Genomic DNA, 22,755 nt, shown 5'->3' with positions numbered 1-22,755 from the left:
AAATCCTATCCTATAATTTATAAATCTATGGAACCAAGAATTATTACAGCCCCTATGACGGCCCGATGAATCGAAGAGATTCCCGAAATCGGGCAACACTTACCCGAAAACTGCATTTTAGATAAAGGCATAACGGGATGCGGCGCAACGAGTCTTGCCATTACAAACGACCGTTCAACTTTGATTGCTGCGCCGACGGTCAATCTTATCAAGAACAAGATGCAGGAACACCCCGACCTTTTAGGCGTTTACGGGGGTGTTACGAATCAAGAGATTGCCGACTATCTGAAAGCCCACGACCGCTGGAAGATTATGGCCACCTATGATGCAATCCCCCGTATCGCGGATGTCGCGGGTGCAGAGATTTACAGCAAGGCATTTCTATTGGTGGATGAATACCACCGCTTGTTATTCGATTATTCATTCCGCCATTCCGCGATTGCTGGACTATTGGAACAAGCACCCCGTTTCGCAAGCAAGACCTATCTTTCGGCAACGCCTATCGAACATGAGTTTCTATTGGACGAGTTACAGACCATGCCGCAAACGAAAATCATCTGACCGAACGCCGAGCCGATACAGGTAAGGTTGTGGGAAGCGACAAGCCCGTTAGCGACTGTTACGGCCTTATGCCGAAATGCCATTGCGCAACAAATCGGTTTCAACCTGCACTTTTTCGTGAACAGCGTGACATTTATCGGCAAGGTGATCCGTCATGCGAAACTGACCCCCGACCAAGTAAAGATAGTCTGTTCGCAAAGCGGCGAGAGTTACGACCGCAATAAAGAGAAGATAGACGGTTTCCCGATAAGTACACCCAGCGGCGAACCCTGCAAAATCAATTTCTACACCTCGACGGCCTTTGAGGGGTGCGATATTTTCGACAAGACAGGACGCACCTACATTGTGAGCGACGGAACGGTCACACACTCGATGCTGGATGTTGCGACCACGATACGGCAGATTGCAGGACGCATCAGAGATACCCGATACAAAGAGATAACGCATATCTTTTCCGAATCCCGATACGGTCGGGATGTCAGCTATGCGCAATTCAAAGCATCGACCGAAAAGGAGATAGACAAGGCCGAACGCTGGCTGAAATGGTATGCCACGGGGGACGAGGATTTGAAACCCTTAATCCACGCAGATATGAATTATATAAACAAAAAAACAATGACATTAGACCGCAACAGGCTGAAATTGGATATGCTGAATTTCCGCAACTGACAGGAGATTTACGCAGACGGGCGTAACCTCATTACGGAATACCAGCGCAACGGAAACGAGATAACAGACACGGCAAAACACAGTTTTCGGATTGACAGGCTGGAAACGAACGGCAAGGCAAAGATACCTTTTCGGGAGTTGTTCGACAGATACGCAGAATTGCGGGCTGATACCAGCATGTTTTCGTTAAGCCGTTTTTCGGCGGATTTGATAGCACAGCGCAACCCGCTCGTTAAGGAGAGTTACGAGAAAGTAGGAAAAGACAAGGTAAGGGAACTCAATTACAACCAAACGCAGATAAAGCGAGAGTTGCTCAAATACGGAAAAAGCGAATTGGCCTATAAAATCGTACAGCGGATTAAGAGCGACCTGCCGCAACAGACGGCTGTTCCCGCAAGAACCGCAAAGGCGAAATTACAGCGTATTTATGACGATTTGGGGATAAGACAGACGGCCAAAGCGTCAGACCTCGCCGAATGATACGACATAGATACATGCTACCGAAATATCGACGGCAAGAACACCGCCTGCGTAATCCTTATAAGAAGTAAGATTATTGCGAAGAAAAGGATTGCCGCAGAGAACAGATAAGATAAAAAACTCCGACTGGTTTTGTGCTGGTCGGAGTTTTTTTATCTATCGGTAGATTAGAACGAGTTTTCCTTATCTTTATCTGCCTGAAAAAATCATGCAATTTTCGTCCAATTTTATCTTTATTAAATGACCTTTCGTGTTTAATAGGAAGCGTTGAAAGAGAAACTTTTGAAACTCCATTTTTAAGTAATTCAACCTGCTTCTCTGTCATTGGGAAAACTGCCGTAACTCGTAATTCTGATATAGGGGCTAATATGTTATTTATCATAATTCCATACTGACTGGATGATGATGCAACCGATGTTCCCGTCAATTTAATAATACTATCATTAAAACAGCGGAACATTAGTATAGGATTTTCTGGATAGACCAACCTGTCTGATGTTACAGCAACCACTAAATAAGGTTTTCCCTCTTGCCATGTTGCAGAATATTCAACACTGCATCCCTCTGCTTTTAGTGCCTTATAAGTATATTTTACAGACTTTGAAAATACATTTAGAGAAAATAAACAAAATAGAATGATTAATAACTTTTTCATATCAAAATTGATTGCTTACCCAAATATACAAGAAAGTTCATTACAGACAAAATTCAACCTAAATATATCCCCTGCACATACAGTTACTCCATACTAAAGCCCCTCCCTATTGTTGAATGTAAAACCGTTTTATCTATGAAAACACTTGACAGGAGAGCCGCGGAGATTTTCCGTAGCATGTTAGCTTTACAGACAACCAAAATCGACAATTCGGACGGTACTTATATGCCCGTCCACATCGAACTAATCGGACGTATCGACAAGTACGACTTTTTTTCGCTGGCTCATTACGGACAGCAGAATGGCGATGCCATGCGAGACCCCGAAATGCTCTTTGCCCTGCACAAAGACACTCGGCAATTCATTCCCTATTACTATCGCAATGACTACTGCGGTATAGAGCAGAACAGCGTGAAATGGTCGGAAGATGGAATAGCGTTGAATCCTCGTTTACAGGCAGACCTCACCGTATTTGCTAATCAATGGTTACGCAACATAGCCACACAACAGCACCTATTATGACAGCACGGCGATTAGTGGAGAACTGCGTACTGATGAATCAAACCGCAGTCGTGGATGAAATGCTGAACAAGCACCTGCTACCCGAAGAATATATCTATCCGTTCTTGGGTGATGTTATGGAATGGTGGTTGATTGACAGCTGGCTGGCCGAACGACTGAAACGTGCGGGAGAGGTAATCATCGAGGAATACGGTTGCTGTTGGTGGGGAAGATTAGCAAGCGGACAGGCAATCTGTATGGATAGCGTTATACAAGAGATAGCCGCAGGATAACGCGCGGAACACTCTATATACTCGGTAGGTCGGTTGGCTGATTATCGGCTACTTGTGATCCTTACGGCTATTACCAAACCGTCAAAACAGATTTTAAGTCGGCATATTCTCGATAATTGAGGGTTGGAATGTTTTACAACTCCCGATTAAAGGGAATATGTCGGCTTAAATGGAATAACAAAGCATCTAAACCAAGATACAACTTTTTATTCTGCTGTTAGATTATCTATTCTCGACAACAATGGATAGCTGCATTTTTGAAATATTCATATAGAAATAGAGGAAATGCATTCAATATAGCAACCTTAGATTTTTCTTGACATACATATTTTTGTATCTGATTTTCAAGAATATCTTTTTGTGAAATCAGCATCTTCTCGAATGGGAAAGAATTAGAACCATAACATATGTAATTAGCTTTCATTACGTTCATAACAATTAAATTGCACCAATTACAACGAGCCTGTTTCGCTTTTTCTATTTTTTTCTCATCAGCTTCATTCTTATTATTTGAAATCAATAAATGATCAAATGAACTATAATATGAAAATTTGCAGGCTAAATGTTTGAATTTATGGCATTCATCTCTCATTACTATATATTGCCAATAGTTGATATCAAACAATCGTTGGGTATACCGAATTGATTCTACCATTGGGTAATTAATATATAATTTACCATTTGCAGTCTCTTCATGAAAATAATCAATCATTTCTTGCAGATGTAAATTATTCTCATCTAATGATAATCGAGAATTATGAAAATCATAATCAAAAAACAAATATATTTCAGAAACATTCGTTTCAACAATAGCATCAAGCGTATTGTCTCCTTGTTGTTTTAATATTTCATTAAGAACTGTTACTGTATCTCCACTCGCTCCAATTGGATCGCCAAAAATATCTAACCTTTTTAATTTAGTATATAATGAATAAATATTACTATTATATGTACATATAAAAGACTCAGCTTCTTTTCGAAAGAACAAAGCTTGTAAAGAATTAAATAGGCGAGGTTCACATTTTGCCCCTTCAAAAACGAATAGAATCATACTTGAAATGCATTACCTCGAAATAATTTTTCAATATTATGCCCAAATCGGAGTTCTTTCTCCGTACATTCACTCAAAGGCTTAATTTTATTATTATTTACAATGAAATTACAATCAGGGCGTAATAAATCATTTGTCATCAAATAAGTGTTATGGGATGATGTAAACACTTGGCAATCGAGTGCAAATAATTGTTTACAAACTTCATATGCCAACTTAAAATGATAAAACGCATCAAATTCATCTATAAAAACAAATGAAGCTTCATTCATTTTCTTTATCCAAAAATACAAAAGCATTAATGATTGTGTTCCTGTTGATGCAATTTGATTAAATACAACTGCAGTTCCTCCAATATCACATAAAAGAAGTTTATCATTAGTTGGTTTTATAAATTTGAATGCTTGATCACTAACTCGATTTAAAAATTCAGCAAAATCATCAATAAGATTATTTTGAATAATAAACTCGTTTAAATTAGTTACAGATGTATCTAACCCTATAAACTCTCTTGTTTCAAGACACCTAAACCAAAGCATTGAGTTTACAAAATTTTGTAATGATATTAAATAATGATCTTTTGTCAAAGGATAGGATGTTAATAAGAAATTGACTATAGAAACATTATTTGCATTATTTTTAAGATTCTCTTTAGTAGATTTTTCCATTAAAAATGAGTCCTCATCTATCTCGAACGAATCGGCGTTTCGAGAGAACACAAGGGTATCATTCACAAGCAAAATTTCAGATAATAAAATTCCACCATCATTTTTAGAATATATATATTTAATAATTTGAATATCATCTTTAAATATATATTCAAATTCAACAGGAGCATTTTGATTTCCTGCATATACAAAATTAGTATAGTAATCGGCTTTTTTCCATTTTTGGGAAAGATGGTTTTCTATATCAAATATAGCTAATCCAAAGTTTGTTTTTCCCGAACCATTCGGACCATAAATAATTCCATTTTTTATAATCCCATCTTTAATGGCATATGTACTGAACTCATAATTATTGGGCGTTGATAAATCCCACTCGATACGATCCGAAAATCCTCTATAATTCTTAACAGAAAACTTAATTAACATCATAATCGCAATGTTTTTTGCAAATATAATACATTTTTAGAGATTTCCGTAATTTTTTTACGGAATAAGAAAAATACTTCCTCGATGATTAAATCAAACACGGTGCCGAACTATATGAATAGCGTTATTCGGAAAAATTGTAGGAGAGTAGAATCGCATCCATATTCCTATTTTATTGGAACGCATAAATTACAGAAATTAGGGGTATTGTAATCTCGACAAGATTTTACTACCCCTAATTTTTGTTTTCGTGCTGGCGTAAGGTCGATAATTATGAACTTGAACTATTTGCAATATATTTTTAACTTGAATATGCAGACTTTTTTAGTCTTTATATTTCAGGATCTCATTGTGGAAATACTCTTGTGTTTCGCAAAGCAGTTTATAAAAAGAAATAAAAGAGTTCTCATAACCATTTGTAAAATCCTTGTTTCCAAACCGTCCACTATTAATCAAAATTAATTGGAGATTAATATGTTTAGGTTCATAAATGTTATGAGACTCTATTTTGATAATATAGGAAATTAAATCTGAATCTAAAAAAGGTGTTTGTAATAATATTGTAGATGCAAAATCTTTAATGCGATTATACTTATATTGCAAATATTCTATCCAATTAAGATGACGTGAAGAAACCGATATTTCATATAATACAGGTGAGTCATTTTGTGGGTTGACAACTTTACAAAGTTGTATAATCTGTTCATTGGTAATATTCATTACATCAATATCCATAGAAACAGATTGTGCCATATGAGTATAAATTTCCAGCCCAGTTTCAATTATATTCTTTACAAATGACTCAATGTAACTATAAATAGCCTTTTTCTCTTTCTGTCGAGGAATATGAACAACAATAAAATAAAATATAAATGATGCAATATATGAAAAGGCCAATGTATACCAAAAGTTTCCAAATACAATAAAAAAATTACATGGTGCAGGAATATTCTTAAACCACATATCCATGAGAAATATAGAACTAATAGCAATAATTAGAATACCTAATAAATCTTTCCGAAGAGTCGTAATATAAATACGATAATAATTCCAGCACTTTTTCATAATGAATTAATTTTACAATAAAAGTAACAATAAATTATTTTTATAAACTTTTTTTTACAAAAAATCAAATTCTTTATCCCTACAAATAATTTAAGGGTGTAAGGCTATTTAACGCTGCAACAGTTCCGAGAAATCGGAAAGATGTTTTGCTTTTTAGTTTGTCTTGTCTATCTTTGTGGCACATACGACAAACACGGAAAGTGTAAGTTTATTCCTTTAGAGTGAACGTAGGAAATTCAATCTGAAGAAGGAGTAAGCCGACATCTTCTCGCGTCATATCCATTCGTGGATATAGGCGTGGGGCTGTTGCTTATTTTATCTTCAAGGTTTCCTACGACCTACTCTAATAAGATAAGTTTTCGGCACCACGCTTTCTGTTTATTTAAATCAAAAAATTAACCGTCGTGTTGGTGCTGGAGCGACAACCTAAACTTATTCAACTATGAAAAAGTTGTTTCTTATCGTGGCCGCTATGTTCGTGGCTGTTTCTTTCTCGGCTTGCTCCGATGATGATGACAAAAAGATTGACCCCAATCAAATTACAGGAACATGGCAGATTACACATGAAGTCGGCTATGAGATTGTACAAGGAGAGGGTAAAGTGGAAAAGGATATTACATATCCGATTGCCGATGTAAATGACGATTATGGCTTTTATTTTACCTACACGTTCAATGAAGATGGAACGGGAAGATATAAAAGCTACTATTATTATGACAATAATAATTTGGATAGTAATTGGTCTATTGAATACACGATTTCTAATAATCAATTATTGATATATGAAGAACCAGAAGAAGGTAATCCGACATCTGTGTACGATATTAAAGAATTGACAAAAAATAAACTCGTACTTTTTGAGAAAATTGATGATAATGACGGTTATAAAGCAGAAATAACTACGACTTTCAAAAGAATCTGATTTATATTCCAAAATTAACGGGACAGACTTGTGCAAAAGGGTTAACTTATAGACCCTCTGCACAAGTTTGTCCTTTCTTTTTTACTTGCATAAGTCATAAATTTTCGTATATTTATATCATAATCAGAGATTTATTTAACAATATAAATTTTAGCTAAAATGAAAAGAAAAACACCAAAAACAGAATGAAAACAGGGCGGCGATGAACAACGCATGATGATTTGAAAAATCGTTGCCTATGATAGCTTTTACGGGATGTGCTTGGCCGTATCACGCAATCCCGATGAATTTACACCCAGCGATTTTATGTATATCATGCCTGACGATACGGACAAAAATGCACCCGTAACCCTAACCTTTCAGAAACGGGGACATATAACGGCACAAATAAAATGCGCATTGACAGATTCCAGTGCAGAAATATTGCTTCTAATGCCTAATATCCTTGAATGAAGAAATGACCAAGTAAACCTATTCGAATTACATATAAAAAACGATACGGTTATTGTCAACTACACGACAACAGAGGGCGGGCAAAGAGATTTCAAATTCCCGTTAGCTGGGTTTAAGGAGAAATATTTGGAACAATTTATATAAAGATAATCCTCGGCCATACGGTCGGGGATTTTTTATTTATAGAAATCAAAGCTACTGAAAATTGCTGAAAACAGACGAACGGCGAGAGGGGAAAATTTTTCGCCGATTTTCTGTTAGCAGAGCAAGGACAGACTTTGCGAAAGGGGTATATTTATAGGCCCCTTTGCAAAGTTTGTCCTCGCTTATTCAAATGTAAGATTATCAACTAATTCACTATTGTTTAACCAGCATTGAGTTTATGTAAATGTGTCAACCAATGTGTCAACCGAACGAACAGCCAGCGAAAAAAGATTCCCTAAAAAGAATTGAAGACTTGCAGGAATGATTTATTTATCATACATTTGCACTCGCAATTCAGCGAAAGGGGAGCTTAGCTCAGTTGGTTCAGAGCGTCTGCCTTACAAGCAGAGGGTCGGGGGTTCGAATCCCTCAGCTCCCACGAAACAGACGAAACCATCTTGCAGGATGGCTTTTTTTATACAAGGGAGCATAGCTCAGTTGGTTTAGAGCGCCTGCTCGACAAGCAGGAGGTCTGCGGTTCAAATCCGCATGTTCCCACAACCGAAAAAAGCCTTTCAGGATTACCCTGAAAGGCTTTTTGGTGTTTGAAACCGCTATGAATACCATTTGGATCGTACTTCCTGTCCTGATCGTGCTGATGTTTCAGCTCGGCATCGAACTCGACCGTCCGGCTTTCGCCGGGGTGTTCCGCCGTCCCGCGGCCGTCGTCGCAGGATTGGCGGGCCAGCTCGTGGCCCTGCCGCTCATCGCTTTCGGCGTGGCGCTGGCGTTCCGCCTGCCGCCGGTGTGGTTCATGGGGCTGATGCTGATCGCCTGCTGTCCGGGCGGCAGTTCGTCGAATGTCTTTTCGATGCTGGCCAAAGGCGACGTGGCCCTGTCGGTGACGCTCACGGCGCTGAGCAGCGTCATCACGCTCTTCACGATTCCGTTGGTAATGGGATTCGCGGCGCGGTTCGTCTCCATGCATGCGGATGCGGCGATCGACCTTCCGGCGGGGAAACTGCTGGTGCAGAATATCGTTCTGTTGTTCCTGCCGATGCTGTTCGGGGCGCTTTTCAGACAATGGCGGCCTGCCGCCGCGCAGCGTGTACACGCCCTGCTGGGGCATGTGGCCTTTCCGGCGCTGATGCTGCTGGCTGCGGTCTTCTTCGTGCAGTATGCCTCGACGATCCTCGAAAACCTCGGGACGCTGGGGCTGGCCGCCGGGGTGCTCATCCTGCTGGCTATGGGTGCCGGGGCGTTGCTGGCCCGGGCGTTCCGTCTCGGGCGGGCTGCACGCAGGACCATCATCATCGAGGTCGGAATGCAGAATGCCGCCCAAGCCATCGCTATCGCCGCCTCGCCGCTGATCTTCGACAACGGGGAAATGGCCGTTCCGGCCATCGTTTATGCCCTGCTGATGAACGTCATCCTGCTCGTCTATCTGAAATTGCTGCCGAAATATTCCGGCGAAGCGGTGTCGGATTAGCTCCGATCGGCTATATTTGTACCATGAAACTCCTGAAAGTTGCGATGTTGTTTCTGTGCCTGTCGGCGGCGTCAGCCGTGCGGGGACAGCAGGAGACCTATGCCGTCAGCGGACGGGTGATCGACCGCCTGAGCCGTCGCCCCGTGGCCTATGCCGCCGTGGTGCTGGCCGGGCAGGAACAGAAGGGCGCTTCGACCGATTCGCTGGGGAAATTCCGCATCGAGCGGGTGAAGCCCGGCATCTGGCGGCTGGCGGTCTCGTCGGTGGGCTACAAGAGCGTCACGACGGCCGAGTACATGGTGTCGGCCGCCACGCCCTTCATCGAGGTCGAACTGGAGGAGGATGCCGAACAGTTGGAGGCCGTGACGGTGCGTCCGTCGCCGTTCCGGGCTACGGTCGAGAGCCCCGTGAGCCTGCGGGTGATCGGCCTGCAGGAGATCGAGAAGAGTCCCGGTTCGAACCGCGACGTGTCGCGCATCGTGCGCTCCTATCCCGGCGTGGCCTTTTCGCCCGTGGGTTACCGCAACGACCTGATCGTGCGCGGCGGAGGTCCTGCGGAGAACCGTTTTTACATGGACGGGATCGAGATTCCCAACATCAACCATTTCGCCACGCAGGGCGCCACGGGCGGCCCGGTGAGCATCGTCAATGCCGACCTCGTGCGCGAGATCAGTTTCTACACGGGGGCTTTCCCCGCCGACCGGGCCGGGGCGCTGAGTTCGGTGCTGGATTTCCGCCTCCGCGACGGCAATGCCGAGAAGCAGACTTTCAAGGCCACGCTCGGGGCCTCGGAGGTGGGGCTGAGCGGCAGCGGCCACATCGGTGACAAGACCACCTATCTGTTTTCACTTCGCCAGTCCTACCTGCAACTGCTGTTCAAGATGCTGGGGCTGCCGTTCCTGCCCAACTACATCGACGGGCAGGTGAAGGTCAAGACGCGCCTTTCGGAGCACGACGAACTGACGGTGCTGGCTCTGGCCGGCTTCGACAACATGAAGCTCAACGTCGACGAAAAGGGCGAGGACGCCGAATACCTGCTGAGCTACCTGCCCCGCATCCGGCAGGAGACCTTCACGGTGGGGGCTTCGTGGCGCCACTATGCCGGCCGCCATGTGCAGACCGTGACGCTGAGCCACAACTACCTGAACAACCGCAATCTGAAATACTTGCGCAACGACTCCTCGTCGGAGGACAACCTGACGCTCCGGCTGCGCTCCGTGGAGCAGAAGACCACCTTGCGGGCCGAGAACCGCTCCTATCTGGGTCGCTGGACCGTCCGCGAGGGTGTCGAGGTGAACTATTCCGATTACACGAACCGCACGCTGCAACGGCTCTTTACCGACCGGACGCAGTTGTCGGACTACAATACGCAGTTGGGAATCGTCGGCTGGGGGCTTTTCGCCGGGGCCGAATACGCCTCGGCCGACAAGCGGTTCACCGCTTCGGCGGGGCTCCGGGCCGACGGGTGCGATTACTCGGGGCGCATGGCCCGGCCGTGGAACCAGCTTTCGCCGCGGGCCTCGGTTTCCTATGCGCTGGCTCCGGCGTGGTCGGTCAGCGGCAGTGCGGGGCTCTACTACCAGTTGCCGGCCTATACGGCGTTGGGATTCAAGGAGGAGGGTGAGTTGGTGAACAGGTCGCTCGACTACATGCGGGTCGGGATTTTCAGCGCGGGCGTCGACTGGCGGCTGCGCGACCGGCTGATCGTCTCGGTCGAGGGATTTTACAAACGCTACGGGGACGTGCCCCTGTCGGTCACGGACGGGATTCCGCTCTCGTGCAAGGGCAACGACTACGGCGTGGTGGGCAATGAGGAGTTGGTCTCCTCGGCGCAGGGACGCGCCTACGGTGTGGAAGCGATGGCCCGCTGGCAGATTCCGGGACGCGTGAGCGTCGTGGGGTCGGTGACCCTCTTCCGCTCGGAGTACCGCAACGACCGCTCGGCCCCGTGGATTGCTTCGGCGTGGGACAACCGCTTCGTGGTCAACGTCAGCGGCACCTACGACCTGCCGCGCCACTGGAGCGTCGGGGCGAAGCTGAGCGCTGTGGGCGGTGCACCCTACACGCCTTATGACGAGGATAAATCGTCGCTCGTCGAGGCGTGGGATGCTCAGGGGCGGCCTTATTACGACTATTCGAAATACAATGCCGGACGGCTCGATGCCTTCGCCCAGTTGGACGTGCGCATCGACAAGGTCTTCTATTTCCGCCGCTGCATGCTGGGTATTTACATCGACCTGCAGAACGTCGCAGGCGGCAAGCTCCGCCAGCCCGACGTGCTGATGTCCACGGGTGAGATCGAGAATCCCTCGGCCCCGGCCGCCGAGCAGCGTTACCGCATGAAACGTCTCGAACAGGTCAGCGGCACGCTCCTGCCCTCGCTGGGCGTCACGGTCGAGTTCTGACCCGCCCGGCTAAGAGCCGGGTTTTAGGGGCGGTGGCCGGTTGTCACGTTTCCGGTTCGGTTCTGCGCTGCATGGGTAAAGGCAATGGACGGTTACCACGTTTTCGGCCCGGTTCTGCGCCTCTCCGCCTCCTCGCTGCGACGGGTAGATACGCAAAAAAACAGCAGGGAATCGTCACGATTGCCTGCTGCCCCCGGAGGTTGCCCTCCTAAAACTACTAACCCAAACTTAAATAAATGAAGAAACCTCACTGCGGTTGCTGTGCCGCAGTTGATTGAAGTAATCGCAAAGCCCGTGCCAAAGTCGGAGAGCGGTTGTTTGAAAACCGTCGTCCGGGGCTGAAAAGGCTTTTTACGCGACTTTGAGGCCCTCTGGGCAAATATTCCGCCGGATTCGCTTGCTTCCCGGCGGGAAAAGCCTATCTTTGTCCCTGCAATGGTTTCCCCGCATGGGGAATTAAAAGGGAATGCCGTGTGAATCGGCAACAGTTCCCGCTGCTGTGAGTCCCGCCCCTCGGGGGCACGAAAGGATGCGACAATCTGAGCCACTGGTGAAAACCGGGAAGGCGCCGCATCCGGGACGAGTCAGAAGACCTGCCGTGCACGATAGAGTGTTTGCTCCTGCGGAGAAAGGGAGCGCCTGACATGCCGCCGGCATTGTGCCTGCGCGCAATTTGTTAACAGCTTTCGCTTTTTTCATCAGCAGCAAACCTCTTCGGACAGACTTTTTACGGTCGGATGAAAAGGTTGTCGCCATGCTTTGCCGGGACTTTCTGTCCCCGCTCCCGCCTGTGCGCATCTGCCGCCGTCGGGAAAGTCGGTCCGGACGGAACAGACAACACCATTTAACTAAAAAACAAAGCATGATGAAAAAGTTATTCGTAATTTGCGTCTGGGCGCTGCTCCTCGGCGGATGTGAAAGCGATTCGGGCAACGGTCCCGACGATGTACCCCCCCCCGCCAATCCCGTCTCCCCGGAACTGAAACAGAAGGCTAAAGATCTCAATGCCGGACTCGTTGCGCTCCGGGAGCTGACCGGTGCGATGTCGCGCTCGGCGGTCGGTGCCGTGACGGAGGGCGAAACGGGAACGCTCGTCGCGTTCCGCGACGGTACGGAGGTGACCGTCGCCTGCGATGCGGAGGCTGCCGAAGCCCCGCTGATCGGGATTGCCGCCGCTGAGGATATTTATTACTGGACGCTTGCCGCCGAAAAGGATGCGCCGTGGCTGAAAGACGCTTCGGGTGCACGGATGCCCGTTTCGGGCGCCGTGCCGGTGACGGATGTCGACGACAAGGGTTACTGGACCGTGACGACGGGCGAGGCGGCGCCGTGGCGGATCATGGATGCCGCCGGGGAGCCGATCGAAGCGTCGGAGGAGGTGCAGGTGGTTCTGTTCCGTTCGGTGACGACGGCGGAGGGCCGTGTGAAAGTCACGCTGACCGACGGCGGAGAGCTTTCGGCGGCGAAGGTCGACGACCTGAGCGCCTCGGGAACGGCCAACTGCTATGTGGTTTCGGCTCCGGGAACCTATGCGTTCAATGCGAAAGTGCGCGGTAACGGCGCGGGCGAAGCGGCTTCGGCGGGTTTCGACCCGGCGATCGAGATCGCTGACGGCATGACGGCCGACTGGGTGTGGACCGACCGGGAAGGGCTGGTTTCGGACGTTGCCCTCGATGCGGAGTCCGGGGAGATCGTCTTCACGGTCGGCGAGGGCAAAGGCAACGCGCTGGTCGCCCTCGTGCAGGCGGGTGCGATCGTGTGGAGCTGGCACATCTGGGTGACCGACGCCCCGCAGACGATGGCTTATGAGAACGGCGTGGTCTTTATGGACCGCAACTTGGGCGCCGTGGGAACTGCCGTCGGCAGTACGGATGCTTACGGCATGTATTACCAGTGGGGGCGCAAGGACCCGTTCTACTGGGGTGAAACGACTGAAGTGCCGGCAAGTTCGGCGGCTTTCAGCGAAGCCAAAAGGCTTACCGTCGTAAATCCCGCCTATGAGACCCTGATGTGGGGCTTTTCCAAAACTGCTGTGACGCCGGAAGCTGCCGCGGCCAATCCGATGACTTTCTATAACAATACCGTCGGAACAGGTTACAACTGGCTGTCGAAGCCCAGCGCGAAGTTGTGGGGCGAAGCCAAACTGCTCAATGATCCGTGCCCTCCGGGATACAAGGTGCCGGATATAGACGCATGGGAGAATCTGAGTTCGGGACGCGACTACATCGACGGCGTGTCGGCATGGGATGTCGAAAACTATGGCGTGACCTATACCTACAACGGGCAGACGGCTTGGTATCCGGGGCAGGGCTACCGCATGTACAGTTCCGGGGCCATCGTCGGCCAACGGGCCACGAGTGGCGGTTCGGGCGGTTACTGGTCGTCGAAAGCTACGGCGGCCAAGTCCTATTATCTGTTTATCAAGAAGCAGCTCAGCTCCTCCTCCGGGTCGATCAATCCGGAACTGGACACACATCGCTCCTACGGTTATACGGTGCGCTGCTGCAAGGAGTAGCGACGTGATATAATGAAAAATGCAGGGCTCCGAAAGGGCCCTGCATTTTGTTTTTCGGGTGGACGGCCTACCGGAATACACCCGTATAGGTCGAGGGCGAGAGGGCCCGCAGCTCCGCTTTGACCGATTCCGCCACGTCGAGCGTCTCGATGAACGCCGCGATCGATTCGCGGGTGATGTGGGCGTTGGTGCGTGTGAGGGCTTTCAGCGCCTCGTAGGGCTTCGGGAAACCTTCGCGGCGCAGGATGGTCTGGATGCCCTCGGCCACGACGGCCCAGTTGTTCTCCAGATCGCGTTCCAGAGCCTCGGGGTTGAGGATCACCTTGTTGAGCCCCTTCATCAGCGACTGCAGGGCGATCACCGCGTGGGCCATCGGCACACCGATGTTGCGCAGGACGGTCGAATCCGTCAGGTCGCGCTGCAGGCGCGAAACGGGGAGTTTCGATGCGAGGTGTTCGAAAACGGCGTTGGCGATGCCGAAGTTGCCCTCGGCGTTCTCGAAGTCGATGGGGTTGACCTTGTGGGGCATGGCGCTCGAACCGACCTCCCCGGCTTTGATCTGCTGTTTGAAGTACTCCATCGAAATATAGGTCCACATATCGCGCGAGAGGTCGACGAGGATGGTGTCGATGCGCTTCATGTTGTCGAAGATCGCCGCCAGATTGTCGTAATGCTCGATCTGCGTGGTGTACTGCGAACGGCAGAGCCCTAGCTTCTCACTCACGAAGCGGTTGGCGAAATCGATCCAGTCGATCGCGGGATAGGCTGCGCGGTGGGCGTTGAAGTTACCCGTGGCGCCGCCGAACTTGGCCGGCACGGCGATGTCGTGGAGCATGGCCAATTGTTTCTCGATGCGCTCGACGAAGACCATGAACTCCTTGCCCAGCGAGGTCGGCGAGGCGGGCTGTCCGTGCGTGCGGGCCAGCATCGGCACGGCGCGCCACTGCTCGGCGAACGACGCCAGCTTGCCGCGGACCTCCTCGACGGCGGGGTAGTAGACCCCCGTCATGGCCTCCTTGAGCGAGAGCGGGATGGCCGTGTTGTTGATGTCCTGCGACGTGAGGCCGAAGTGTACGAACTCCTTGTAGGCTTCGAGCCCCAAAGTGTCCATTTTCTCCTTAATGATGTACTCGATGGCTTTGACATCGTGGTTCGTAACCGACTCGATCTCCTTGACACGCCGGGCGTCGGCCTCCGAAAAATCGGTGTACAGCGAGCGCAGGGCGGCGAATTTCGAGCGGTCGATCCCGGCAAGCTGCGGCAGGGGCAGTTCGCAGAGGGCGATGAAATACTCGACCTCGACGCGGATGCGGTAGCGGATGAGGGCCTGCTCGGAAAAATAATCGGCGAGTTTCTCCGTTTTATTACGGTAACGCCCGTCGACGGGCGAAATGGCTGTAAGGGGGGTTAACATATCGGATTGTGATTTGTTTTCGTTTACAGTCGCCAAATTTACGACATTTAATTGAAATACGCATAATTTTCCCTACCTTTGCAAAGATAAACTTTGTCAGGACAGGCTGCGCCTCAGCATCGTCGGCTTTGCCGCCGCTCTCGGCCCGCGCTGTTTTTGCAGGGATGTAAATTGAAACCGGAATGAATTTCTTCACGGCAATAATCGACTCGCTGGTGGGTTTCGTGCAGCGCAATCCGCTCACGACGCTCCTTATCGTCATACTGGCGCTCGGCGCCCCCGCGCTGCTGAAAGGCATCGCGCTATTTATCTTGTATTTTCTTATGGGAATCGTAGTATTGGCAATCGTGCTGATGCTGGTCTTCCGCTGGCGTATCCATAAGGTCCGCAGACAGATGGAGGAGCAGTTCGGCGAAGGCTTCGGGGAGCAGGGCGGATTCCGGCAGCGGAATTCCGGCTCGCCGTTTGCGGAACGGGAACGCAGGGGCCGCGAAGGCGAGGTGCGCGTGCACAAGACCGCCGGGACGCCCGAAAAACGCGTATCGAAGGACGTGGGCGACTACGTCGATTTCGAGGAGGAAAAGGAACAGTAGCCGCATGCTGAAGGTATTCGAACTCATAGGCCGCTATTTCATGTTGATGGGAAAGGTTTTTTCCCGTCCGGAGAAGGCGGCGATCTACCGCCGGCGCATCGTTTTCGAAATGGAGGCGCTGGGCGTCAACTCGATCGGCCTGACGGCCATCATCTCGGTATTCATCGGCGCGGTCATCACGCTGCAGATGTGCATCAACCTCGATTCGCCGTTCATCCCCCGTTCGCTGGTGGGCTACGCCACGCGCGAGACGATGATTCTGGAATTCTCGTCGGCGGTCGTGGCGCTGATTCTCGCCGGCAAGGTCGGGTCGTCGATCGCCTCGGAGATCGGTACGATGCGCATCACCGAGCAGATCGACGCTCTGGAGATCATGGGCGTCAATTCGGCCTCGTACCTGATCCTTCCGAAGATCGTCGCCGCGATGCTCTTCTTCCCGTTCCTCACGATCCTTTCGATCCTGATCGGCATCCTCGGCGGGTGGATCATCGCCGCCGTCACGGGCATCATGATTCCGGCCGATTATGTCGACGGCCTGCTGATGGATTTCAAACCCTATTCGATCACCTACACGCTCATCAAGACCGTCGTCTTCGCCTACATCATCACCTCGATCTCGGCCTTCTACGGCTACAACGCCCGGGGCAATTCGATGGAGGTCGGCGCCGCGTCGACGCGCGCCGTGGTGGCCAGTTGTGTGGTGATCCTGCTTTTCGACCTCATCCTTACGCAAGTTCTGCTCATATGATACGCGCCGAACATATCGTCAAATCGTTCGACGGGCGGGTGGTGCTCGACGACATCTCGGTGGAATTCGAGACCGGGAAGACCAACCTCATCATCGGCCGCAGCGGCTCGGGTAAGACCGTGCTGCTCAAGACGCTGGTGGGACTCCACGAGCCCGACTCGGGTGACGTGTGGTATGATGATGTCAACTTCACGAAGCTGGGATTCCGCGACCGCAAGGCCATTCGCAAGGATATCGGCATGATCTTTCAGGGCGGGGCGCTGCTCGACTCGTCGACCGTCGAGGAGAATGTCCGGCTGCCGCTCGACCTCTTTACCTCGCAGAGCTCGAAGGAGAAGATGGAGCGCGTGAACTTCTGCCTGCAGCGGGTGCGCCTCGAAAACGTCAACCACCTCTATCCGGCCGAGCTGTCGGGCGGCATGATCAAGCGTGTGGCCATCGCCCGCGCCATCGTGATGAATCCCCGCTACTTATTCTGCGACGAGCCCAACTCGGGCCTCGATCCCCAGACCTCGATCGTCATCGACAACCTGATCCACGAGATCACGCAGGAATACGGCATCACGACGATCATCAATACGCACGACATGAACTCGGTGATGGAGATCGGCGAGAAAATTGTATACATCCACGGCGGCCGCAAGTGGTGGGAGGGAACCAAGGACGATATCCTCCACGCCGACAACCGCGAACTCAACGATTTCGTCTTCGCGTCGGCCATGGCCAAGCGGGCCAAGAAGGTCGCGGAATAGGCCGCAAAGGGAATGTGGCATAAAGGTGTATGCGGTTCGTAAAAAAATTTAATTTTTTATTTGCGTAAAATGTATAAAGTATGTACTTTTGTGCTGTGAAAAAAATAACGGAATCTTTTATTAACAAATAATTCAAATTATTATGGCAACTATTAAAATCGGTATCAACGGTTTCGGCCGTATCGGCCGTCTGGTGTTCCGTGCAGCCTGCACGAACGACAACATCGAAGTGGTGGGCATCAACGACCTGGTTCCCGTGGACTACATGGCTTACATGCTCAAATACGACACGATGCATGGCCGCTTCAACGGCACGGTGGATTTCAACGCCGAGAAGAGCCTGCTGATCGTAAACGGCAAGTCGATCCGCGTTACCGCCGAGAAGGATCCCGCAAACCTGAAGTGGAACGAGGTAGGTGCCGAGTACGTCGTAGAGTCGACGGGTCTGTTCCTCACCAAGGAGAAGGCCGAGGCTCATATCGCAGCCGGTGCCAAGTACGTCGTTATGTCGGCTCCCTCGAAGGACGACACCCCGATGTTCGTATGCGGCGTGAACACCGACACCTACAAGGGTCAGACGATTGTTTCGAACGCATCGTGCACCACGAACTGCCTTGCACCGATCGCCAAGGTCCTGAACGACAAGTTCGGCATCACCGACGGTCTGATGACCACCGTTCACTCGACCACCGCAACGCAGAAGACCGTCGACGGTCCCTCGATGAAGGACTGGCGCGGCGGCCGTGCCGCTTCGGGCAACATCATCCCCTCGTCGACCGGTGCTGCAAAGGCCGTAGGCAAGGTGATCCCCGAGCTGAACGGTAAGCTGACCGGTATGTCGATGCGCGTTCCGACCCTCGACGTTTCGGTTGTCGACCTGACCGTGAACTTGGCCAAGCCCGCCAAGTACGATGAGATCTGCGCTGCCATGAAGGAGGCTTCGGAAGGCGAACTGAAAGGTATCCTGGGTTACACCGAGGAGGCTGTCGTTTCGTCGGACTTCCTTGGCGACGCCCGTACGTCGATCTTCGACAAGGCTGCCGGTATCGCACTGACCGACACCTTCGTAAAGGTCGTTTCGTGGTACGACAACGAGTGGGGATACTCGAACAAGGTCCTCATGCTCATCGAGAAGATGGCCGCTTTCAACAACAAATAATCGAAGCCATTCGACTGAAAAGGGACCCCGATGGGTCCCTTTCTTGTTTTCGGGCAGGATGAACTGCGTCGGGCTGCGGCCTATTTTTTCGTGTCCACGCGCATTTCGACCGAGGCGCCCGACCACTGGTTGATCGTCCGCTTCTCGGTGCGCAGCAGGCGTCCGGCGTAGGAGATGCGCAGTTCGATCTCGAAAGGCCGTGTGGCGTCGATGTCGTTGCCTGCGGGCAGCGTGTGGGGGATGATATAGAGGTAGAGCAGCAGGTGGTCGCAGGCCATGGTTTCCAGCACGGCGCTGCGGTCGGCCGGGATGTCGGCCGGGCGTTCGGTGAGGTTGGCCCCCACGCCGGCGACGGCCGATTCCGCCGTGGCGAACCCGATGCGCTGGTCCGCAGCATCGAAACAGCCGCACATCAGCGCCACGTTATACCGCCACCACCCGTCGTAGCGGCTCGTGACTTCGATGGTGAATCCTTTTTTGTCCATATTCGACAAAGGTAGGAAAAAAGGCTGACGGATGCAAAACCGAATTGCGCCCGGTTCGGCGCAAAGCGTGCGGACGCGCTAAATCTCGCAGTTTTCTTTGCAAATGTCTTATTTTTTCGTAACTTTGCGCACTAAATGTGCATAAATGGGGGAAACTCAACGATATGCAATCCCTTATAGCGGGTTGAAGACTGGCTGTCACGAATTTCGGTTCGAGGTGGACGGATCGTTGTTCGAGGAGTACCAGAGCACGGAGATCAAGGACGGCAGGTGTGAGGTGACGGTCGATGCCGACCGCACGGAGAACCGGATCGTGCTCGATGTGACGATCACGGGATACGTCGTCGTGGAGTGCGACCGCTGTCTGGAAGATTGCCGGGTGCCCATCGACTTCGAGGGGCAGTTGGTGGTGAAGTTCTCCGAGGAGGTGCACGAATACGACGGCGAGGTGATGTGGATGCTGCCGGGCGAGGACCGGGTGGACCTCACGCAGTACATCTACGAGAGCATCGTGCTGTCGCTGCCTTACCAGCGGGTGCATCCCGACGGAGCGTGCAACCCCGAAATGCTCGAGCGTTTCCGCATCGTCTCGGATCAGGAGTTCGCGTCGATCGAGGCCCGGGCCGAAGGCGGAAAGGAACACAACGAGGGCGAGTGGGCCAAACTGGCGGCGCTGCGCGAGCAGATGGAAGCCGAGGGGGAGGAGCCGGAAAAAGCGAAAAAGCCCCGCGGCACGAAATAATGAATGCGAAAAATACGTTAAACTTATAATTTATACTGTAAAATGGCACATCCTAAACACAAAGTCTCGTCGACGCGACGCGATAAGCGCAGAACCAACTACAAGGCTACCGTTCCGACGGTGGTTACCTGCTCGAACTGCGGTGCAGCCGTCCTGTACCACCGCGTATGCCCCGAGTGCGGCTTCTATCGCGGAAAGCTGGCTATCGAGAAAAAGGCTGCCGAATAAATTCGGCGCTCTGAAGAGTGCATCCCGCCGGGTTTGCCTCTTTTTTTATGGAATAAACTCCCGTTTCACCCGGATAAGGCCGGGCGTCACATGGTCGTTGCCACAAGTGTGGGTGGGCGGGGAGCGAGATAACAACCAAATCGCACGAGTATGATAAAGATTGGTGTAGACGCCATGGGCGGCGATTACGCTCCCGAAGCCACTGTGAAAGGTGCTATCATGGCACTCGAGACGGTCGGGTCGGACAGCCGTATCGTGCTGTTCGGCGACGAGCGGAAAATTAACTCCGTGCTCTCTTCGGAAGGGTGTCCGGCCGACAGGTTCGACATCGTTGCCACTACCGAGGTGATCGAGATGGGCGACCATCCGGCCAAGGCATTTCAAGCCAAGGCCGATTCGAGCATTACGGTAGGCTTCGGCTATCTGGCCAAGGGCGCCATCGACGGATTTGCGAGCGCCGGGTCCACCGGGGCCATGATGGTCGGCTCGATGTATGCCGTCAAACCCATTGAAGGGGTCATCCGGCCTACGATCTCATCCCTCATTCCCACGGTCACGGGGCGTCCCGCGCTGCTGCTGGATGTGGGCCTGAACGTGGACTGCAAGCCCGAGGTGCTGGAGCAGTACGGACTGATCGGCTCGATTTACGCCGAGGCGGTGCTGGGCATCGAGAAACCGCGTGTCGCGGTGCTCAACATCGGCGAGGAGGAGACCAAGGGCAATGTCCAGACCAAGGCCGCTTACGAACTGCTGAAGGCCGACGGCCGCATCAATTTCGTGGGTAACGTCGAAGCTTCGTACATCTTCTCGGCGAAGGTCGCCGACGTGGTTGTCTGCGACGGATTCGTCGGCAACACGGTGCTGAAGATGGCCGAGGGGCTCTACCGCATCAACAAGGCGCTGGGATGCAGCAATGCTTTCTGGGACGCCATGAATTACGAAAACGTCGGCGGCACCCCCGTTCTGGGTGTCAACGCGCCTGTCATCATCGGCCACGGATGCTCTTCGCCCGAGGCCATCAAGAGCATGATCCTTTCGACGGGGCAGGTCATCCGGGCCGGCCTCACGGAGAAGTTGCAGCGTGCGTTCAAAAATTAATCCGAATTACGAATAGCAAAAGTTAAGTTAATGGGTAAGATTACAGCAGCGATAACGGGAGTGGGACAGTACCTTCCGGAGTATATCCTCACCAACGACGAGTTGAGCCAGATGGTCGACACCAACGATGAGTGGATCATGTCGCACACCGGTATCAAGACGCGCCACATCCTCAAGGGCGAAGGCGTCGGCAGTTCCTACATGGGAGCCCGCGCCGTCATCAACCTGCTCGACAAGACGGGCGTCGATCCGATGTCGATCGATGTGGTGATCTGCGCCACCGTGACTCCCGATATGTTCTTCCCTTCGACGGGTAACCTGATCGCCGATCAGGCCGGCTGCAAGAATGCCTTCGCATTCGACGTTTCGGCCGCCTGCAGCGGATTTCTGTTCGCCCTGACGACGGGTTCCAAGTTCATCGAGGCCGGCACGAGCAAGCGGGTCATCGTCGTGGGCGCCGACAAGATGTCGTCGATCGTCGACTATACCGACCGTTCGACCTGCCCGCTCTTCGGTGACGCGGCGGCTGCCGTGCTGCTGGAGGCCAATACCGAGGGCTACGGTGTGATCGATTCGATCCTGCGTTCCGACGGCTCGGGCGAGATGCAGCTCTACATGAAGGCGGGCGGTTCGCGCTACCCGGCTTCGGTCGAGACCGTGCAGAACAACTGGCACACCATCATGTGGGACGGACACGCCGTATTCAAGGCCGCCGTGTCGAAGATGTCCGACGTTTCGGTGGAGATGATGGAGCGTCACAACCTCAAGGGCGAGGACGTTCGTTTCTTGGTGCCCCATCAGGCCAACCTGCGCATCATCGACGCCACGGCGCGCCGCATGGGCATCACGCAGGACAAGTGCATGATTAACATCGACCGCAACGGCAACACTACGGCCGCCACGATCCCGACGTGCCTTTTCGACTACGAGAAGGAGCTTCGCAAGGGCGACAACCTGATCCTCGCAGCTTTCGGCGGCGGTTACACTTGGGGCGCAACCTATGTGAAGTGGGCTTACGACGGCGAGAAAGCATAGCTTTCGGCCTGTAAATAATTGTGCGGCGTCCTTCGGGGCGCCGTTTTTTTTGCAGTCCGGCCGGAAAATGGCTATATTTGGTGGGGTAGGAGCGCCGTTTCAGTTTCCTTTCGGATTCGGATGCTACCTTTCCCCCGGCTAAGAGCCGGGTTTTAGGGGGGGCGATGGTCTGTCGGAACACGATCCATCCGGTTCTGCGCCTGC

Annotated in this window: 23 protein-coding genes, 2 tRNA genes and 1 riboswitch; of the genes, 19 read left to right on the top strand and 6 right to left on the bottom strand. The window is 51.3% G+C overall.

Annotated elements, in window-relative coordinates; genetic code table 11:
* The first annotated feature begins 180 nt into the window (after window positions 1–180).
* The 3 genes from BN5935_RS14775 (at window position 181) to BN5935_RS14765 (ending at window position 1,710) form a co-directional block, all read left to right on the top strand.
* Window positions 181–561, top strand: coding sequence for a DEAD/DEAH box helicase family protein (locus BN5935_RS14775; protein ID WP_235820979.1), 381 nt, complete (start codon window positions 181–183; stop codon window positions 559–561).
* Window positions 562–588: 27 nt separating this feature from the next.
* Window positions 589–1,230, top strand: coding sequence for a hypothetical protein (locus BN5935_RS14770; RefSeq protein ID WP_235820978.1), 642 nt, complete (start codon window positions 589–591; stop codon window positions 1,228–1,230).
* A gap of 138 nt (window positions 1,231–1,368) precedes the next feature.
* Window positions 1,369–1,710, top strand: a complete 342-nt coding sequence (locus BN5935_RS14765) for a hypothetical protein (protein ID WP_082943988.1) — start codon at window positions 1,369–1,371, stop codon at window positions 1,708–1,710.
* A gap of 73 nt (window positions 1,711–1,783) precedes the next feature.
* On the opposite strand, the gene BN5935_RS15045 is transcribed toward BN5935_RS14765, so the two are convergent.
* Window positions 1,784–2,365 carry a hypothetical protein gene (locus BN5935_RS15045; RefSeq protein ID WP_147625751.1) on the bottom strand — a complete coding sequence of 194 codons (582 nt, stop codon included), beginning with the start codon at window positions 2,363–2,365 and terminating at the stop codon, window positions 1,784–1,786.
* Between the two features lie 135 nt (window positions 2,366–2,500).
* Between BN5935_RS15045 and BN5935_RS01880 the strand changes: the two genes are divergently transcribed.
* Both BN5935_RS01880 and BN5935_RS01875 read left to right on the top strand, forming a co-directional pair.
* A complete protein-coding gene (locus BN5935_RS01880; protein ID WP_064974593.1) occupies window positions 2,501–2,887 on the top strand; it encodes a DUF6908 domain-containing protein in 387 nt (128 codons plus the stop codon).
* Window positions 2,884–3,159, top strand: a complete 276-nt coding sequence (locus BN5935_RS01875) for a hypothetical protein (protein WP_064974592.1) — start codon at window positions 2,884–2,886, stop codon at window positions 3,157–3,159. Before BN5935_RS01880 ends, BN5935_RS01875 begins: the two co-directional genes overlap by 4 nt.
* 226 nt (window positions 3,160–3,385) lie before the next feature.
* On the opposite strand, the gene BN5935_RS15040 is transcribed toward BN5935_RS01875, so the two are convergent.
* The 3 genes from BN5935_RS15040 to BN5935_RS01870 all read right to left on the bottom strand — a co-directional run bounded on the left by BN5935_RS15040 (window position 3,386) and on the right by BN5935_RS01870 (window position 6,369).
* Complete coding sequence (locus BN5935_RS15040) at window positions 3,386–4,210, bottom strand: hypothetical protein (protein ID WP_147625750.1); 825 nt, start codon at window positions 4,208–4,210, stop codon at window positions 3,386–3,388.
* Window positions 4,207–5,307, bottom strand: coding sequence for an AAA family ATPase (locus BN5935_RS14760; RefSeq protein ID WP_317041637.1), 1,101 nt, complete (start codon window positions 5,305–5,307; stop codon window positions 4,207–4,209). Before BN5935_RS14760 ends, BN5935_RS15040 begins: the two co-directional genes overlap by 4 nt.
* A 321-nt stretch (window positions 5,308–5,628) precedes the next feature.
* Window positions 5,629–6,369 carry a hypothetical protein gene (locus BN5935_RS01870; protein WP_064974591.1) on the bottom strand — a complete coding sequence of 247 codons (741 nt, stop codon included), beginning with the start codon at window positions 6,367–6,369 and terminating at the stop codon, window positions 5,629–5,631.
* A gap of 442 nt (window positions 6,370–6,811) precedes the next feature.
* Here BN5935_RS01870 and BN5935_RS01865 point away from each other — a divergent pair, with 442 nt between their 5' ends.
* The 6 genes from BN5935_RS01865 (at window position 6,812) to BN5935_RS01840 (ending at window position 14,297) form a co-directional block, all read left to right on the top strand.
* Window positions 6,812–7,291 carry a lipocalin-like domain-containing protein gene (locus BN5935_RS01865; RefSeq protein WP_082943987.1) on the top strand — a complete coding sequence of 160 codons (480 nt, stop codon included), beginning with the start codon at window positions 6,812–6,814 and terminating at the stop codon, window positions 7,289–7,291.
* 961 nt (window positions 7,292–8,252) lie between these two features.
* Window positions 8,253–8,327, top strand: a tRNA-Val gene (locus tag BN5935_RS01860).
* Window positions 8,328–8,371: 44 nt separating this feature from the next.
* A tRNA-Val gene (locus BN5935_RS01855) sits at window positions 8,372–8,446 on the top strand.
* 58 nt (window positions 8,447–8,504) lie between these two features.
* The gene (locus BN5935_RS01850; protein ID WP_064974589.1) at window positions 8,505–9,377 is read left to right on the top strand and encodes a bile acid:sodium symporter family protein; all 873 of its coding nucleotides are present in this window, start codon (window positions 8,505–8,507) and stop codon (window positions 9,375–9,377) included.
* 23 nt (window positions 9,378–9,400) lie between these two features.
* Window positions 9,401–11,782: a TonB-dependent receptor gene (locus tag BN5935_RS01845; protein WP_204244878.1), complete on the top strand. Its 2,382-nt coding sequence runs from the start codon at window positions 9,401–9,403 to the stop codon at window positions 11,780–11,782.
* Window positions 11,783–12,201: 419 nt separating this feature from the next.
* Window positions 12,202–12,397: riboswitch (cobalamin riboswitch) on the top strand.
* A gap of 250 nt (window positions 12,398–12,647) precedes the next feature.
* On the top strand, window positions 12,648–14,297 hold the full coding sequence (locus BN5935_RS01840) for a PL29 family lyase N-terminal domain-containing protein (protein WP_235820977.1): 1,650 nt from the start codon (window positions 12,648–12,650) through the stop codon (window positions 14,295–14,297).
* Between the two features lie 67 nt (window positions 14,298–14,364).
* Here BN5935_RS01840 and purB read toward each other — a convergent pair whose 3' ends face one another.
* Window positions 14,365–15,711 (bottom strand): adenylosuccinate lyase, encoded by a 1,347-nt coding sequence (gene purB / locus BN5935_RS01835; protein ID WP_064974586.1) that lies wholly within the window; start codon window positions 15,709–15,711, stop codon window positions 14,365–14,367.
* 182 nt (window positions 15,712–15,893) lie between these two features.
* Here purB and BN5935_RS01830 point away from each other — a divergent pair, with 182 nt between their 5' ends.
* From BN5935_RS01830 to gap, 4 genes are all read left to right on the top strand, one after another.
* On the top strand, window positions 15,894–16,304 hold the full coding sequence (locus BN5935_RS01830) for a DUF4834 family protein (protein ID WP_064974585.1): 411 nt from the start codon (window positions 15,894–15,896) through the stop codon (window positions 16,302–16,304).
* A gap of 4 nt (window positions 16,305–16,308) precedes the next feature.
* A complete protein-coding gene (locus BN5935_RS01825) occupies window positions 16,309–17,052 on the top strand; it encodes an MlaE family ABC transporter permease (RefSeq protein ID WP_064974584.1) in 744 nt (247 codons plus the stop codon).
* A complete protein-coding gene (locus BN5935_RS01820) occupies window positions 17,049–17,804 on the top strand; it encodes an ABC transporter ATP-binding protein (RefSeq protein WP_064974583.1) in 756 nt (251 codons plus the stop codon). The genes BN5935_RS01825 and BN5935_RS01820 overlap by 4 nt, the downstream gene beginning before the upstream one ends.
* Window positions 17,805–17,946: 142 nt before the next feature.
* Complete coding sequence (gene gap, locus BN5935_RS01815; RefSeq protein WP_010264566.1) at window positions 17,947–18,963, top strand: type I glyceraldehyde-3-phosphate dehydrogenase; 1,017 nt, start codon at window positions 17,947–17,949, stop codon at window positions 18,961–18,963.
* A gap of 80 nt (window positions 18,964–19,043) precedes the next feature.
* On the opposite strand, the gene BN5935_RS01810 is transcribed toward gap, so the two are convergent.
* Entirely contained in the window at window positions 19,044–19,448 is a 405-nt protein-coding gene (locus BN5935_RS01810) for a hypothetical protein (protein ID WP_064974582.1), read from the bottom strand.
* Between the two features lie 145 nt (window positions 19,449–19,593).
* Between BN5935_RS01810 and BN5935_RS01805 the strand changes: the two genes are divergently transcribed.
* The 4 genes from BN5935_RS01805 (at window position 19,594) to BN5935_RS01790 (ending at window position 22,551) form a co-directional block, all read left to right on the top strand.
* Complete coding sequence (locus BN5935_RS01805; protein ID WP_064974581.1) at window positions 19,594–20,190, top strand: YceD family protein; 597 nt, start codon at window positions 19,594–19,596, stop codon at window positions 20,188–20,190.
* A 42-nt stretch (window positions 20,191–20,232) separates the two neighbouring features.
* Window positions 20,233–20,418 (top strand): 50S ribosomal protein L32, encoded by a 186-nt coding sequence (gene rpmF, locus BN5935_RS01800; protein WP_010264557.1) that lies wholly within the window; start codon window positions 20,233–20,235, stop codon window positions 20,416–20,418.
* A 150-nt stretch (window positions 20,419–20,568) separates the two neighbouring features.
* The gene (gene plsX, locus BN5935_RS01795) at window positions 20,569–21,516 is read left to right on the top strand and encodes a phosphate acyltransferase PlsX (protein WP_082943986.1); all 948 of its coding nucleotides are present in this window, start codon (window positions 20,569–20,571) and stop codon (window positions 21,514–21,516) included.
* A gap of 30 nt (window positions 21,517–21,546) precedes the next feature.
* On the top strand, window positions 21,547–22,551 hold the full coding sequence (locus BN5935_RS01790) for a beta-ketoacyl-ACP synthase III (protein ID WP_064974579.1): 1,005 nt from the start codon (window positions 21,547–21,549) through the stop codon (window positions 22,549–22,551).
* Window positions 22,552–22,755 lie beyond the last annotated feature (204 nt).

Origin of the sequence: Alistipes provencensis, assembly GCF_900083545.1 — a bacterium.
Classification (GTDB): domain Bacteria; phylum Bacteroidota; class Bacteroidia; order Bacteroidales; family Rikenellaceae; genus Alistipes; species Alistipes provencensis.
This window is presented reverse-complemented; position numbering and strand designations above follow the sequence as displayed.